Here is a 15,764-nt window from a genome sequence, read left to right as displayed (position 1 = left end):
TGTAGGTCATAAAGTGTTTTCACTATTCAATAACTAGTTTCCACCTGACGGAAACAGTACGAAGTGGAGATCCACGATGCAGACGACTTCATCAGTCGGCGTCACTGGAGCTCCGGAAGAAGACGCACATAAAGGTGGAGGACACCTTCCTTCCGTTGGAAATACGGAACTCTGCGCCATAGCTTCCGAAGCATCAGGCCGTACCATCAGCCCCAGCCTCTACAACATCGACCTCGCACCCACCAAGGTGGAGGGCCGTAAGTGGACCAGCTACAGCATCTTTACCCTCTGGGCCAACGACGTCCACAGCCTGGGTAATTACGCCTTCGCCATTGGCCTCTTCTCCTTGGGCCTTGGCGGCTGGCAAATCCTCGTTGCGCTGGGAATCGGGGCAGTGCTGCTCTTTGCCCTGCTCAACTTCTCCGGCTTCATGGGGCAGAAAACCGGTGTTCCTTTCCCGGTCATGAGCCGTATCAGCTTTGGCATTCGGGGAGCCCAGCTCGCCAGCCTGGTCCGTGGCGCCGTTGCTGTCGCCTGGTTCGGCATCCAGACGTACCTCGCTTCAGTGGTCCTGCGCGTCCTGCTGGTAGCTGTGGCACCCGGGCTCAAGGACCTGGACAGCAATTCCATCCTCGGCCTCTCCACCTTGGGCTGGCTCTCCTTCGTTGCACTGTGGATCGTCCAGCTGGTCATCGTGAGCTTTGGCATGGAAATGATCCGCAAGTACGAGGCCTTCGCCGGGCCCATCATCCTGGTCACCATGGCCGCCATCGCCGTGTGGGTCTTTGTCGAGGCCGGCGGTGCCATCCAGTGGTCCGGCATCAAGGGCCTTGAAGGTACGGAGATGTGGCTGACCATCTTCGCCGGCGGTGCCCTCTGGGTGTCCATCTACGGCACGTTCGTCCTGAACTTCTGCGACTTCACGAGGTCTTCCACGTCCAAGAAGTCGATCGTCAAGGGCAACTTCTGGGGCATTCCCATCAACATGCTGGTCTTCGGCGCAATCGTCGTGGTCATGGCCGGCGGACAGTACAAGATCAACGGAACGGTGATCGAAAGCCCCTCGGACATCGTCCAGAGCATCCCGAACACGCTCCTCCTGGTCCTGGCTTGCCTTGCACTGCTGATCCTGACCATCGCAGTGAACCTGATGGCAAACTTCGTGGCTCCGGTCTACGCACTGACCAACCTGTTCCCGCGGCACCTGAACTTCCGCAAGGCGGCCTGGGTCAGCGGCACCATCGGCCTGGTCATCCTTCCGTGGAACCTGTACAACAACCCGATCGTCATCGTGTACTTCCTCGGTGGCCTTGGCGCCCTGCTCGGTCCGTTGTTCGGCGTCGTGATGGCCGACTACTGGCTGGTCCGCCGCGGCAAGGTCAACGTCCCCGAGCTTTACACCGAAGACCCGAAGGGTGCGTACTTCTACAAGCGCGGCGTCAACCCCCGGGCCATCATCGCCATGATCCCGGCCGCAGGGCTGGCCATCGCCATCGCTTTCATTCCGGGCCTGGCCGCGGCCGCGCCGTTTGCCTGGTTCATCGGAGCGGGCGTCGGAGCGCTGACGTACTTCGCTGTGGCTGACAAGAAACAGGCACACCTTGACGTCTCCGGCGAGCCGATCGCCGTCGCAAGCACCCACTAGAAGCAAAACCAAGGCGCTGCCCGTCCTCCCGGTTCCGGACCACGGTCCCACCGGTCGCAGGGCGGGCGCTGCCCGTTGAGAGGAAAAACCATGCGCATTCTTGTTGCGAACGTGAACACCACGCAGTCCATGACCGATTCCATCGCCGCCCAGGCCCGCGCTGCTGCCGCGCCGGGTACGGAGATCGTCGGGATCACCCCGCGGTTCGGCGCCGATTCCTGCGAGGGCAACTTCGAGAGCTACCTTGCCGCGATCGCCGTCATGGATGCAGTGGTCAACTACCCCGAGCCTTTCGACGCCGTGATCCAGGCAGGCTACGGTGAACACGGGCGCGAGGGCCTGCAGGAACTCCTCGATGTCCCCGTAGTGGACATCACCGAGGCAGCAGCCAGCACGGCCATGTTCCTCGGTCACAAGTACTCGGTGGTCACTACCCTGGACAGGGCGGTTCCGCTGATTGAGGACCGTCTCAAACTGGCCGGCCTGGACGCCCGCTGTGCTTCCGTCCGTGCCAGCGGTATGGCGGTCCTGGAGTTGGAGGCGTACCCGGAGCGCGCCGTCGAGGCGATCGTAGGGCAGGCTGAAGAAGCCGTGGGCAAGGATCACGCCGAGGTGATCGTCCTGGGCTGCGGCGGAATGGCAGGCCTTGACGAGCAGATCCGCCAGCGCACCGGCGTTCCCGTGGTGGACGGGGTAGCCTCCGCCGTCACTATCGCCGAGTCCCTGGTCCGCTTGGGCCTGACCACTTCCAAGGTGCGCACCTTCGCCACGCCGCGTCCCAAGACTGTCATAGGCTGGCCCATAACCCAGGCAGCCCGGACTGCTGCACGCTAGGCGACCACCCGAAAGGCATCCATATGACTGACCCAAGCCTGCCCGCAGACCCGAGGGTCGCCGTCGTCACCGGGGCCGGTTCCGGTATTGGCCGCGCAGTTGCCCGGCTCATGCTGTCCGAGGGTTACCGGGTGGCGCTGGCAGGGCGGCGCGAGGCTCAGCTGCTGGAAACAGCGGACGGCCACCCGGACGCGCTGGCGGTCCCGTGCGACGTAACAGTGCCCGACGACGTTGCGCGCCTTTTCGAACAGGTGCGGCAACGCTGGGGACGGGTTGATGTGCTGTTCAACAATGCCGGCATCTTCGGGCCGGCAGGCGACGTGGGGGACCTGGACATCGCGGAGTGGGAGGCCACGCTGCGGGTCAACGTGACCGGCTCCATGCTGTGTGCCGCCGAGGCCGTCCGGACCATGAAGGCACAGGAGCCACAGGGCGGCCGGATCATCAACAACGGATCCATCTCCGCGCATTCACCCAGGCCCAGGTCTGTTGCGTATACCGTCACCAAGCACGCGATGACCGGCCTGACCAAGAGCATCGAGCTGGACGGCCGCGGCTTTGGCATCACCTGCGGACAGATAGACATCGGCAACACCCGCACGGAGATCATGGACACCATTGGCGTTGGTTCCGGTGCCCTCCAAGCCGATGGGTCCCGCAAAGTCGAGCCGATGTTTCCTGTGGATGATGCGGCCCGCGCCGTGCTGATGATGGCCAACATGCCGCCGTCGGCCAGTGTGGGATCCGTGGTGGTGACCGCCGCCGGCATGCCGTTCATCGGCCGCGGCTAGGAGTTTCCCGCCTGGCGCCCAAGGTGCGCGTACCGCCCCGACCAACATTGAGCCCAAGAAGCCCCCGACAAGCCCGAATTTCCGGCGTGTCGGGGGCTTCCTGCCGTCAAAGTGGATCGTGGCCGCACGCCGCAATGGCATACCAAACTAGATATGACTTCCGTATTATGGAAAATCAATTTCCCCTTGCGGAATGATGTGAGCAGGATTACATTGAAAACATCCCCCAAATGAGGGGCCTGTTCCCAAACTGATTGGTTCAGATCAATGAAGATCCCAGACTCTGCGGCGCTGAAGGCGAGTTCGGCTCCGCGGAAGAAGAAGCCCCTGTATAGGTCGCTCTTCTTCCAAATCCTGATCGCCGTCGTCGCAGGTGTACTCATCGGCCACTTTTGGCCGACCATCGGGTCCACCCTCCGGCCGTTGGGCGATGGTTTCATTCAACTCATCAAGATGATCATTGCCCCGCTGATCTTCCTCGTGATCGTCACGGGTATCTCAGCGGTCGGCGACGTCAAGGCGGTCGGAAGGGTCGGGGTCAAAGCACTCCTGTACTTCACCGGCGCCACGCTTTTCGCCCTCGTCTTCGGACTCATCGTAGGTAACATCGTCCAGCCGGGTGCCGGCCTGAACATCGATCCCGCGACGCTGTCCCAGGACGCCCTCAACGCCAAGACAGGCAACGCGCCGCCCAAGGATGCCGCAGCCTTCATCCTGGACGTCATCCCCACCAGCGTCATCGGCGCCTTCGCGAACAACAGCCTGCTCCAGGTCCTGTTCTTCTCGGTCTTCTTCGGCGCAGCCATCGTGGTGATCGGCCGGGAACGCTGCATGCCGGTCATCAGCCTCATGGAGACCGTCCTCGAACTGATCTTCAAGATCATGTCCTGGATCATGAAGGTCGCCCCCATTGGTGCCTTCGGCGCCATGGCGTTCATCATCGGCCAGTACGGCCTGGGCACCCTCAGCACTTACGCCCTCTTGATCGCAGCCTGCTACGGAGCGGCCATCGTCTTCATCGCGCTGCTGTTCCTCGTTGCATGGGGCTTCGCCCGGGTTCCGCTGTGGAGCTTCCTGAAGTACACCCGCGAAGAATTCCTGCTGGCACTCGGAACCGCCTCCACGGAGGCCGTCATGCCGCGCATCATGACCAAGCTGACCAACGCCGGCTGCTCCCGGGCCACCACCGGCCTGGTGGTCCCCACGGGTTACTCCTTCAACCTTGACGGCGCCGCGATCTACCTTTCCATCTCACTGCTGTTCCTGGCGCAGGCGTTCGGGCACAACCTCGACCTCGGCCAGCAGCTCGCGGCGCTCGGTGTGCTGCTGCTGACCTCCAAGGGCATGGCAGGAGTTCCGGGATCATCGTTCCTGGCCCTCTCGGCAACCGCCGCAGCCCTGGGCATCTTCCCGGTTGCCGGCGTCGCACTCCTCCTCGGTGCGGACCGCCTCATGGACTCCATGCGCGTTGTAGTGAACCTGCTCGGCAACTGCGTGGCGACCTTCGTGGTGGCCAAGTGGGAAGGCCAATTCGACCGCAGCGTCATGCTCCGTGCTTTCAAGGGTGAGATCACCAACGAGGATTCGGCCATCATGCTCGGCAAGGAAGACGTCTACGAGGAGCAGGAACTGCAGCGGATCACCGGCGGCCAGAACCCGTCGCCCAAATTCCGTGGCGGTCCCACCCCCGACAACATTCCACAGTTCGAAATGAGCAAGAAGGGCCAGTCCGAAACCCCGGTCTGTCCCGACTGACTCCAAACAGTCGCGCGATGCCCCCAAGACCCGGTCTTGGGGGCATCGCTTGTTTCCGCCGGCTATCGGGTTTGTGCCTAGAGCGGCAGGAGTGTTGAAAGGTCCGCGCGCAGGCCGGAAGCTGCCACACGCCCGGCGGCAACGGCCTCTCCCCACGTGGTCCGTCCGGTCACCAGTTCAAGCCAGGTGGCGCCGTCGGTCTCGATGACGTTCGGGGGAGTGCCCCGCGTGTGCCGCGGACCCTCCACGCACTGCGTCACGCCGAACGGCGGTACACGGACCTCCACCGAATTACCCGGCGCGCGTGCGGGTGACTTCCTCCAGCGAGTAGCGGACCGCCATCGCTATGACGGAGCGCGACGGCGGGGTCCCGGCTCCGTCGCCGCCGGAACCTTCCCGGGGCCCGACGGCGGACTGCCAGGCTTCCAGCGCGGCGCGGCCCTCGTTGATGTCGACGCGGCGTCGTGCAACTGCCATGAACTTCTCCTAAACCTGCGTATCAGTCTTAGTCGAGCAACGCGGACACGGCATTGCCCAGCCGGATCCTGCCTACTTGCCGTCCGCCGCCGAGGACGGGTTCCACCACGCGCTCCAGCACGTTGGAGACCGCCGGGATGTCCACGGCGCCGCTCACGGCAAGGAGCGTCAGGCCTACCAGCGACGTGGCCCGAAGGTTCCCGTCCAGCACTTTGACGGCCACGGTCGCGCCGGTGTCCGTGGCGAGGACCAGCACGCCTTCCGCGCCGATCTTGGCCAGGACTCCCAGCTCTTCCATGACGGTGGTATTCGCTTCGCCCCGGCCTTGCACGGCCCACGGGTAGTCCAGCATGGACGTGGCGATGGTGGCGGCCCGGGCATTCGAAGCCGGGTTCCCGGGCGATTGGGCCAAGCGCGAGTAGGCCCGGGCCAAGCCGGTCAAGGAGATCGCCGCAACGGGTGCGCCGCAGCCGTCGATGCCCAGATGCGCAATCCGCTGGTCGGCGTACTCCTCGATCACGGCGCGCACTTGCTGCTGCAGGGGGTGGTTCGGCTCGAGGTAGCTGCGGAGGTCCCAGCCGTTTTCCACGCACGCCCAGAGGAAAGCTGCGTGCTTGCCCGAGCAGTTGAAGGCGAGCTTCGACTGGCCCCGCTCGGTCCGGACCAGCCAGTTCCTTGCGGTCTCGTCCTGGGGCCAGGCTGCGGGGCACTGGAGCTGGTCTTCCTTCAGCCCGGCCGCTTTCAGCATGCCTTCAACCACGTCCATGTGATCGAGGGAGCCGTTGTGGCTGGCGCAGGCGAGGGCCACCTGTGCACCGCGGAGCGGGACGCCGGACTGCATGGCGGCGAGGGCCTGGAACGGCTTGAGGGTTGAGCGGGCCATGACGGGGGCGTCGATGTCGCCGAGGCTCGTAACCACATTCCCGTCTCCGGACAGGACCACCGCGGAACCGATGTGCCGGGACTCGATGAAGCCGCTGCGTTCGATCACTGCAAGTTCGACGGCGGACTCAACGGTGAACGTTTCATGGGAACTCAGTGGCATGTGCCCAGTCTAGGCGGCGCGGGACGCCGGGAGCGGGTCATCCCTGCCGGGTCCAACCTGCCGGGTCATGCACGCAGGGTCATCCTTGCCGGTCATCCTTGCCCAGGGGGCTGACACACCTTAGGACTCGCACGCCTTCACAAAGTACCCTTGAAGACTGTGAAGGTACTCGTCATTGGCCCAGGCGGCCGCGAACACGCCATTGTCCGCTCCCTGCTTGAAGATCCCAACGTCTCCGAGGTCCACGCGGCGCCCGGAAACGCAGGCATCAGCAAACTGGTTCCCACCCACGCGATCGACGGGAACAGCCCGGAAGCCGTGTCCGCCCTTGCCACCAAGCTCGGCGTGGACCTGGTAGTGGTTGGTCCGGAAGCTCCCCTCGCTGCCGGTGTTTCCGACGCCGTCCGTGAGGCAGGCATTCCCGTTTTCGGTCCTGGCAAGGAAGCCGCCCAGCTTGAGGCATCCAAGGCTTTTGCGAAGCAGATCATGGCCGAGGCCGGCGTGCCGACCGCCATGGCCCGGGTTGCCGAGAACGCCGAAGAAGCCGCCGACGCGCTGGACACCTTCGGTGCTCCCTACGTTGTGAAGGACGACGGACTGGCTGCCGGCAAGGGCGTTGTTGTCACCCGTGACCGCGACGAAGCCCTGGCCCACGCGCAGGCCTGCTTCGACGCCGGCGGAACCGTGGTGATCGAGGAGTTCCTCGACGGCCCCGAGGTATCCCTGTTTGTTCTTTGCGACGGCCGCAACACCGTCCCGTTGTCCCCGGCGCAGGACTTCAAGCGCATCTTCGACAACGACGAAGGCCCCAACACCGGCGGCATGGGTGCCTACACCCCGCTGGAGTGGGCACCGGAAGGCCTCGTCCAGGAAGTCATCGACCGCGTCGCCCAACCCACCGTGGACGAGATGGCCCGCCGTGGCACGCCTTTCATCGGGGTCCTGTACTGCGGCCTCGCGTTGACCTCCCGCGGCACCCGCGTCATCGAGTTCAACGTCCGCTTCGGCGATCCGGAGACCCAGGCCGTCCTTGCCCGCCTCAAGACGCCGCTCGGTGCGCTGCTGCTGGCAGCTGCCAAGGGCGAACTGGACACGGCAGAAGAGCTGCGCTGGTCCAAGGACACGGCGGTCGCCGTCGTCGTGGCCGCCGAGAACTACCCGGACACGCCCCGCACGGGCGACCGCATCCGCGGCCTCAAGAAGGTTGACGAGCTGGACGGCGTCCACGTCATCCACGCCGGCACCAAGCTGGACGACGACGGCAAGGTGGTCTCGGCCGGCGGCCGCGTCCTGGCCGTTGTTGCGCTCGGTTCCGACCTGGTGGACGCGCGCGAAAAAGCGTACGACGGCGTGGAGCTGATTCAGCTCGAAGGCGCACAGTTCCGTACGGATATTGCAGGCAAGGCCGCCCGCGGGGAAATCCACGTACCGTACGGCGCCACCGGAAGCATCCCGAAAGTGCAGGCCTGAGCCATGACTGATTCCCTTCCCACCGGCGGCCTTGAGACGGAGGCTTTGCAGCTTCCCGGCTGGACGCACGTGTACTCCGGCAAGGTCCGCGACCTCTACGTTCCCGCCGATGAGTCCATTAACGAGAAGTTCGGGCAGGAGTGCGTCCTGGTGGTGGCCAGCGACCGGATTAGCGCCTACGACCATGTGCTCAGCAGCGAGATCCCGGACAAGGGCCGCGTGCTGACGCAGTTGAGCCTGTGGTGGTTCGATCAGCTGGGTGTTGAGCACCATGTGCTTGCTTCCACCGTTGAAGGCGGTGTTCCGGCGGAGGTTGAGGGCCGGGCCATGATCTGCAAGAAGCTGGACATGTTCCCTGTGGAGTGCATCGCCCGCGGGTACCTGACCGGTTCCGGGCTGGCCGAGTACAAGGAATCGGGCACGGTGTGCGACATTCCGCTGCCCGAGGGCCTGGTTGACGGGTCCCGCCTGAAGAAAGCGCTGTTCACGCCGTCGGCCAAGGCCGAGGTGGGCGAGCATGACGAGAACATCACGTACGACGACGTTGTGGCCATGGTTGGCGACGACATCGCTGCACGCTTGAGCGAGCTCACCCTGAAGATCTACACCCGCGCCGAGGAGATCGCCCGGGAACGGGGCATCATCCTGGCCGACACCAAAGTGGAGTTCGGTGTCGATGCGAACACGGGCGTGATCACCCTGGGAGACGAGGTCCTGACGCCGGACTCGTCCCGCTTCTGGGATGCGTCCACGTACGAACCGGGTAAGTCGCAGCCGTCCTACGACAAGCAGTACGTCCGCGACTGGCTGACCTCCGCGGAATCCGGGTGGGACAAGTCCTCGGACACCCCTCCGCCGGCACTGCCTGCCGAGGTTGTGGAGCGCACCCGCGCCCGCTACGTCGAAGCGTACGAGAAACTGACTGGCCGCACCTTCGCGTAACGCCTGCCCAACTGACTGGCAGTAGGGGTTGTTCTGAGCGCTCAGAGCAACCCCTACTGCCAGTCAGTTGGCGCTTAAACGGCTTCCGGGTGTGTTGCGGCGGCGCGGCGTTCGGCCAAGCGGATTTCCAGGACCGCGTCCATGGCCTGCTGGACACGGTCTGAGGCACCCGCCGCGCTGAAGTCGTGCTGTGCTTCCTCCAGGAAGTGAAGCGCCTCGGCGGTTTCGCCCGCAGCCTTCAACGACTTGCCGAGCAGAAGTGAGACTTCGCCGGCAGTGTGCCGGGCCAGGACCTTGCGGTCCTCGTAAATCTCCCGCAGTTTGTCGACGGCGGCAGGAATATCACCGGTCAGGTACAGCCAGCGCGCACGGATGAAAGCGACTTCGAGCTGGTCGGTCTTGTTGCCGCCCACAATGGACAGGGCCAACTCGGCCCGCTCGATGGCGGACAACGTCTCCGGCTCAACGATTCCGGAGGACAGCCGGACTGCGGCGGAGGCCTTGTTGAAGCGCGCCCACAGTTCGATGTCGTTGGCGGGGGAGAGGAGCTTGGCGGCCCGTTCGTGGTGCTTGATGCCCTCTGCGTAATCGTGGCGCATGAAGGCGACGTTGCCCACCACCCAGGCCACCTCGCCGGCGAGCTGGGACATGGAGTGCTCATCCATGTGCTCGATCATCGCAAGGCAGTACTCCCACGCCTCATCCAGTTTTCCGCTCTCAGCCATTGCACCGATCAACGCCCGGTGGGCGCCGATGATCAGCGTGGATCCCTTGGGCAGCTGACTGGAGAGTTCAACTGCCTTCTTGGCATGCTCGACGGCGGTGGCTAGTTGGCCTTGACCGTGGCACACAGCAGCAAGCATCTGCCAGGCGCGCACTCCCAAGCCTGCGGACTCGGTGGCCATAGGGTGTTCCAGCAGGTGTTCGACAATCTGCTGGCATTCCTTCAGCAGGCCCTGCTTCATGACGCACTCGGCCTGCATGTAGGTCATGTTCCACCAAGCGCTGTTGTTCTTGGCTTCCAGGGCGATCTGCGCTGCCGTTGCTGCATGACTGGCGGCTAATTGGTAGTCGCGGAGGTCCCAGGCCTGCCGGGCGTAAAGACCGGCCAGGACGTACTCGGCGTCACTGACTGAAACGGGCTGGCTCCAGGCCTCCAAGGCCTTAGGTGCCAATTCCAAGCGCCGGGCGAGTTCCTCGATGACCTCTTGGGTGGGCTCGCGCCGTCCGGTTTCAAGCAGGGAGATGTAGCTCGGGGAGTACAGGTTCTTACCCAGCTCGGCCTGGGTCAGACCGCGTTCCAGCCGTTCGGCACGTAGTTTCTCGCCGAATCCGTTTCCCACGGGTTCCTCCCTCCGGTGTCTTTCGACCCAAACCTTGACAGTGTCTGTGGAAAACATTTTACAATGTATGTCAACAGGGACCGCGCAATTTCCGTAACGAATCCGACTCGCATTGGGGAACAATATGTTCAAGAAACTCGCCGCCTCGGTGGCACTGGCAGGCGCGCTTGCGTTCACGGTTGCGGCTCCCGCAGTCGTCTCCGCGGCTTCGACCGTTGAATCCGACACTTCGCTCAGTGCCATTGGCAACTGGCCTGATCCGATGCGCGCAAGCGTAGCGGCACCCACCAAGACAACGGAGACGACGTACACCACCTCGTCCATCGGCAACTGGCCGGATCCGATGTAATCAATCACTCGACTGGAACCCCGGAGCATCACGAGCAGCTCCGGGGTTTCTTTTTGCGTTTTATGCGTGGACAGCCCGGCGGCGCAACCGTGAGTCTCGTGCCTTGAGACAAGGCCCCGGCCCAAGGTCCCGGGCTCGGGTCCCGGGCTCAACTTAAAACAAAAAAGGCGCCGATTTCTCGACGCCATTTTCGTGTTTGGTCGGGATGACAGGATTTGAACCTGCGACCTCTTCGTCCCGAACGAAGCGCGCTACCAAGCTGCGCTACATCCCGATCCGCTGCGAAAGCAACTGTTAAAGAATAGCTGACTCGGTGCGGGATGCGAAATCGGGGGAGCGGTGTTGCTCGTCACAACAACACCGTGAGCCCCACCCCTTGACGCTAGACCAGGGAATCCCGCCAAGCCCCGTGCAGGCGGGCGAACCTGCCGCCGCCGGAGATCAATTCCGCGGGTGTCCCGTCCTCAACGATCCGTCCGTCGTGGACCACCAGCACACGGTCCGCAGTCTCCACGGTGGAAAGACGGTGGGCAATGATGATCGCAGTCCGTCCCGCGCTGCCCCCGGATACTCCTTCCAGCAGGTTGGCCAATCCCTGCTGGACCATCCGCTCGGAAGGGATATCCAGGGAGGAGGTTGCCTCATCCAGGATCAGGACTGCCGGCGCCGCGAGGAAGGCCCGGGCGAAGCCTATGAGCTGGCGCTGCCCGGAGGATACGCGTCCGCCCCGCTTGTTCACATCGGTGTCGTAGCCGTCAGGCAGGCCCATGATGAACTCGTGGGCTCCCACTGCCCGTGCCGCTGCTTCAATCTCGGCGCGGGACGCTTCCGGGCGTCCCAGGGCAATGTTGTCCGCCACCGAGCCACTGAAGAGGAAAGCTTCCTGGGTGACCATGACCACTGCCCGCCGAAGATCGGTGGTGGACAGATCGCGCAGATCGACGCCGTCCAGCGTGATGGACCCGGAAGAGACGTCATAGAAACGCGCTATGAGCTTGGCCAGCGTTGACTTGCCGGCGCCCGTCTGCCCCACCAGCGCCACGGTCTGTCCGGCAGGAATGTGCAGGTCAAGCCGTGGAACCACAATGCTGCCGTCGTTGTAGCCGAACTCCACGCCGTTGAAGTCGATCTCGCCGCGCGGCTGCTTCAACGCCACCGGGTTCTTGGGCGGACGAACGGTGGGAACTTCCTCGAGCAACCCGGACACCTTTTCCAGGGCAGCCTGCGCACTTTGGAAGGAGTTGTAGAACATGGCCATCTGGTCCACGGGTTGGAAGAAGCGCTTAGTGGACAGGATGAGGGCCAGCAGGACACCCACCGCCAGATCCCCGCTGAGAACCCGGAAGCCTCCGAACAACAGAACTACAGCCACGCAGACGTTACCGATCAGCACCAGGCCGGGCTGCAGGACACCGTTCAGGAAGATCGACCGGACCGTGACCTTGCGGTAGTCCTCGGCCACCTCGCCGTACTGTTCGGCGTTCTCCCGCTCCTTGCGGAAAGCCTTGACCGCACGGATGCCGGTCATGGTCTCCACGAAGTGGACGATCAGCCGTGCCGACACGACGCGGGATTCCCGGAAGGCGATCTGGGAACGAATTTGGTACCAGCGGGCCAGGAAGAACATGGGCACCCCTGCAGCCAGGACGATCAGTCCGCTTCGCCAGTCCAAAGCGAAGATGGTGACCGCGGTGAAGATCATGAACAGCAGGCCGGATGCCAGTGAGCTGACGCCCGAGTCCAGGAGCTCGCGGAGAGCCTCCAGGTCCGAGGTCTGCCTGGCGATGATGCGCCCGGAAGTGTATTTCTCGTGGAATTCGAGGCTCAGCCGCTGAGTGTGGCGGAACACCCGGACCCGGAGATCCAACAGCATCGCCTGGCTCAAGCGTGCCGTGGAGGTGACGTACAACGCCGTCATTCCGGCAGTTGCCACAGCCGCGGCGATATACAGAACGCCCACCAGAACCAGCGGACCGTTGTCGCCGGACTGCAACGCGGGGAGTGCGTGGTCGATGCCAAAAGCGATGAGTGCCGGCCCCGCAACGCGGGTGAGCTGCGAAACCACCACCATCACGATCGTCAACCAAAAACGCAGCCGGACCGGACGTATCAGGGAGGCAAGCAAAGCGAGGGACCGCCGTCGTACGGTTTTGCTGTCAGCTTTGGAGAGAAGGGTGTTGTCCTCGTTGGCCGTTCCAAAAGTCGTGGCACTCACCGGCGGGCCTCCTCTGCGTCCTCGAGATCGTGCAGTTCGCTGTCCAGGTCCTTGGGCCCGGTGTCCAGGCTCGCGATGACGTAGCGGTAGTGGGCGTTGTTGGCCAGGAGTTCGGTATGGGTTCCGACGGCGGTGATTGTTCCGTTTTCGAGCAAGGCCACGCGGTCCGCCAACGCTACCGTGGACGGCCTGTGCGCAACGATGAGCGTCGTGGTGTCGTGGAGGACATCGCGAAGCCGCGCTTCCACGCGTTCCTCGGTGTTGACGTCCAAGGCGGACAGGGGGTCATCCAACACCAGGACCTTCGGCTTGGCTGCGATGGCACGGGCCAGGGCGATCCTTTGCCGCTGGCCACCGGAGAGGCTCAGCCCTTCCTCTCCGATCAAGGTGTCCACGCCGTCCGGCAATGAATAGGCGAACTGTGCCTGGGCGACGTCAAGTGCTTCGTCGAGGGCTGCATCCGAGGCGTCGGGCGCGCCCAGCAGGACGTTGTCCCGGACGGAACTGGAGAAGAGCGTGGTGTCCTCGAACGCCACTGCCACAATCCTCCGGAGTTCTTGGAGGTCGAAATCGCGCACGTCCACGCCGTCGATGGTCACAGCTCCTTCGGTCACGTCGTAGAGGCGCGGAACCAGCTGCAGCATGGCGCTCTTTCCGCTTCCCGTGATGCCCACGAGGGCCATGGTTTCGCCGGGGCGGATGTCCAGGGTGACGTCGCGCAGGAGCGTCCCGCCGTCGTCGAACCCGAAGCCTGCGTGCTCAAAGCGCAAGGCGCCCCTGACCACGGAAGGGGTGGCGGGCTGGTCCGGGGACGTGATGGTGTTGACCGTGTCCATGACCTCGAAGTGGCGGTCAAGCGCGGTTTTGGCGGTCAGCGCCATGGCCAGAAGCATGCCCGAGAATTCCACGGGAGTCGCCACGACCGCCGCGGTGGCGAAGAAGGCCACGAGCGCTCCAATGCTCAGCTGGCCTGAAGCAGCCAGCATGATGCCGACTACCAGTCCAACACCCAGGGCAAGTTCGGGCAGGAGGGTGACTACCAGCGTGAAGCCGGCCTGTTGCTTGGCTTTGGCGATCTCCGTCTGGCGAAGTTCCTCGGCCTGTCCATTGAAGTTCTCCAGCGCTTCCCGGCTGCGGCCGAACGCCTTGAGGACGCGGATGCCATGGACCGACTCTTCCACTGTGGTGGCAAGGTCGCCGGCCTGGTCCTGGCTGAGCCGCGTGACCAGGCTGAAGCGGCGGCGGAAACGGAACGAGTTGACCATGATCGGGACGGCAGCGGCCAGGAAGATCAACGCCAACTGCCAGCTCATGGAGAACATGACGCCCACGCCAATGATCACCGTGAGCGTCGTGACCACCAGCATGATGGCGCCGAATGCCATCCAGCGGCGGAGGAAGCTGAGGTCCGTCATGGCCCGCGAGAGCAGTTGCCCCGAACCCCAGCGATCATGGAAGGCAACCGTGAGCTGCTGCAAGTGCCCGTACAGGGACACCCTCATCTTCGTCTCGACCGTGGTCGCAGGGTTGATCACGAACTGACGGCGCAGCGCCACCAGTCCCGCTTCGCCCACGCCAAGCGCAAGAATCACGACGGCGGCAGTCCAGACGGCGCCCGGGTTGCCGTCGGGTTCAAGGGAGTTATTGACCAGTACCCGGAGCACCTGCGGGATGGCCAGTGCCACGACACTGGCAAGCAAGGCGCACAAAAGGCCCATGAAAAGCCGGGGCAGGATGGGCCGCACATGGGGGTATAGCCGGCCGACGGAGGTAAAGAACGACGTTTGCTTGGACATGCCCGCTTCTCAACAGCTGGATCTTCAGGTGGTGCGGAGGTAGTTTCCCGTAGCAACAACCCTATGCCATGCCGTGATTCGTTTCACAGGATGGCGCGACGCCGTTGGAATGATGGTCCCAGTTATTGGGCTTTGTAATGCCGCAGCTGGTTCAGTTGCGGGCCGTAAGGGTCAACAGGACCGCTTCAGGCCGGCAAGCTATGCGTACCGGGGCGAAGCGGGAGGTTCCGATGCCGCCGGAGACGTTCACCGGCGTCGTGAATCCATCGCTTTCCCAATCGTGGAGGCCGCGGGCGCGCCACGTGGGGAGGTCGCAATTGGACACGAGCGCACCGTAGCCGGGGATGCAGATCTGGCCGCCGTGGGTGTGCCCGGCGAGGATGAGGTCTGCCTCCGCTTCGGTGAAGCGGTCCAGGACGCGTTGGTACGGAGCGTGGATTACCCCAACCTTCAGGTGCGGGCGGGCATCCTGATTGACCGTGCCTCGGGGCCAACCGGCAAAGCGGTCACGCTTCAGATGCGGATCATCGACGCCGGAGAAGTCGAAGCGCAGGCCGTCGATGACCACCGATTGGGCCCGGTTGGTCAGTTCGATCCACCCGCCCATGCCGAAGGCCGTGCGGAGCTTGGGCCAGTCGAGCTTGATGGGGTCTTGCTTGGGCTTTGACGGTCCACGGAAGTAGCCGGCCGGATTCTTCATGCGGGGCGCGTAATAGTCGTTGGAACCCGGCACAAAGACGCCCGGGAATTCCATCAGGGGACGGAGCGCCTCCACCAAGGGATCTATTGCCTTCTGGTGGCTCAGGTTGTCACCGGTATTGACCACGAGGTCCGGTTTGAGGTCTGCCAAAGACCGCAGCCACTGCGCCTTTTTGTCTTGTCCCGGGACGAAGTGGATGTCGCTCAGGTGCAGGACGCGGAGTGGTCCAAAGTCCTCGGGCAGAATGGGCAGCGTCTCCCGCCTGAGCTCGAACTGGTCCTTTTCCCACCAGCCGTAGGCGGCAGCTGCTGCGCCGGCTGTTGCTCCGATTGCTGTGGTTACGGCGAAACCGCGCCCAATAACGCGGACGCGGTTTGCCAGGGAATCACGGAAAGTCACTAG

General features: G+C 63.8%; 12 protein-coding genes, 1 tRNA gene and 1 pseudogene. 7 read left to right on the top strand and 7 right to left on the bottom strand.

The genetic code is table 11. The features are described 5' to 3' along the window. Positions 1 to 76: 76 nt before the first annotated feature. From AUR_RS06415 to AUR_RS06400, 4 genes are all read left to right on the top strand, one after another. Positions 77 to 1,645 carry an NCS1 family nucleobase:cation symporter-1 gene (locus AUR_RS06415; protein WP_021473770.1) on the top strand — a complete coding sequence of 523 codons (1,569 nt, stop codon included), beginning with the start codon at positions 77 to 79 and terminating at the stop codon, positions 1,643 to 1,645. Between the two features lie 90 nt (positions 1,646 to 1,735). Beyond that, positions 1,736 to 2,479 (top strand): aspartate/glutamate racemase family protein, encoded by a 744-nt coding sequence (locus AUR_RS06410; RefSeq protein WP_021473771.1) that lies wholly within the window; start codon positions 1,736 to 1,738, stop codon positions 2,477 to 2,479. A 23-nt stretch (positions 2,480 to 2,502) separates the two neighbouring features. Continuing rightward, positions 2,503 to 3,270: an SDR family oxidoreductase gene (locus AUR_RS06405; RefSeq protein WP_021473772.1), complete on the top strand. Its 768-nt coding sequence runs from the start codon at positions 2,503 to 2,505 to the stop codon at positions 3,268 to 3,270. A 267-nt stretch (positions 3,271 to 3,537) separates the two neighbouring features. Next, positions 3,538 to 5,025 carry a cation:dicarboxylate symporter family transporter gene (locus AUR_RS06400; protein ID WP_062097914.1) on the top strand — a complete coding sequence of 496 codons (1,488 nt, stop codon included), beginning with the start codon at positions 3,538 to 3,540 and terminating at the stop codon, positions 5,023 to 5,025. 77 nt (positions 5,026 to 5,102) lie between these two features. Here the strand turns inward: AUR_RS06400 and AUR_RS06395 are convergent. Beyond that, positions 5,103 to 5,502: pseudogene (locus AUR_RS06395) on the bottom strand (sterol carrier family protein). Positions 5,503 to 5,530: 28 nt separating this feature from the next. Next, positions 5,531 to 6,547: an asparaginase gene (locus tag AUR_RS06390; protein ID WP_021473776.1), complete on the bottom strand. Its 1,017-nt coding sequence runs from the start codon at positions 6,545 to 6,547 to the stop codon at positions 5,531 to 5,533. Between the two features lie 159 nt (positions 6,548 to 6,706). Between AUR_RS06390 and purD the strand changes: the two genes are divergently transcribed. Both purD and AUR_RS06380 read left to right on the top strand, forming a co-directional pair. Next, positions 6,707 to 8,017, top strand: coding sequence for a phosphoribosylamine--glycine ligase (purD, locus tag AUR_RS06385; protein WP_021473777.1), 1,311 nt, complete (start codon positions 6,707 to 6,709; stop codon positions 8,015 to 8,017). Positions 8,018 to 8,020: 3 nt separating this feature from the next. Continuing rightward, positions 8,021 to 8,959 (top strand): phosphoribosylaminoimidazolesuccinocarboxamide synthase, encoded by a 939-nt coding sequence (locus tag AUR_RS06380; RefSeq protein WP_062097912.1) that lies wholly within the window; start codon positions 8,021 to 8,023, stop codon positions 8,957 to 8,959. Positions 8,960 to 9,033: 74 nt separating this feature from the next. Here the strand turns inward: AUR_RS06380 and AUR_RS06375 are convergent, their stop codons facing one another. Further along, positions 9,034 to 10,302 (bottom strand): helix-turn-helix domain-containing protein, encoded by a 1,269-nt coding sequence (locus AUR_RS06375; protein WP_062099342.1) that lies wholly within the window; start codon positions 10,300 to 10,302, stop codon positions 9,034 to 9,036. Positions 10,303 to 10,426: 124 nt separating this feature from the next. On the opposite strand from AUR_RS06375, the gene AUR_RS06370 reads away from it, so the two are divergent. After that, a complete protein-coding gene (locus AUR_RS06370) occupies positions 10,427 to 10,651 on the top strand; it encodes a hypothetical protein (protein ID WP_021473780.1) in 225 nt (74 codons plus the stop codon). Positions 10,652 to 10,848: 197 nt separating this feature from the next. On the opposite strand, the gene AUR_RS06365 is transcribed toward AUR_RS06370, so the two are convergent. From AUR_RS06365 to AUR_RS06350, 4 genes are all read right to left on the bottom strand, one after another. Further along, a tRNA-Pro gene (locus tag AUR_RS06365) sits at positions 10,849 to 10,925 on the bottom strand. Positions 10,926 to 11,033: 108 nt separating this feature from the next. After that, positions 11,034 to 12,866: an ABC transporter ATP-binding protein gene (locus tag AUR_RS06360; protein ID WP_062097910.1), complete on the bottom strand. Its 1,833-nt coding sequence runs from the start codon at positions 12,864 to 12,866 to the stop codon at positions 11,034 to 11,036. Then, entirely contained in the window at positions 12,863 to 14,662 is a 1,800-nt protein-coding gene (locus tag AUR_RS06355; protein ID WP_062097908.1) for an ABC transporter ATP-binding protein, read from the bottom strand. The genes AUR_RS06360 and AUR_RS06355 overlap by 4 nt, the downstream gene beginning before the upstream one ends. A 151-nt stretch (positions 14,663 to 14,813) precedes the next feature. After that, positions 14,814 to 15,761, bottom strand: coding sequence for a metallophosphoesterase (locus tag AUR_RS06350; protein ID WP_062097905.1), 948 nt, complete (start codon positions 15,759 to 15,761; stop codon positions 14,814 to 14,816). Positions 15,762 to 15,764 lie beyond the last annotated feature (3 nt).

This window comes from Paenarthrobacter ureafaciens (genome assembly GCF_004028095.1).
Classification (GTDB): domain Bacteria; phylum Actinomycetota; class Actinomycetes; order Actinomycetales; family Micrococcaceae; genus Arthrobacter; species Arthrobacter ureafaciens.
Note: the sequence above shows the minus strand (reverse complement) of the source record. Positions and strands in the feature narration are given on the sequence as shown.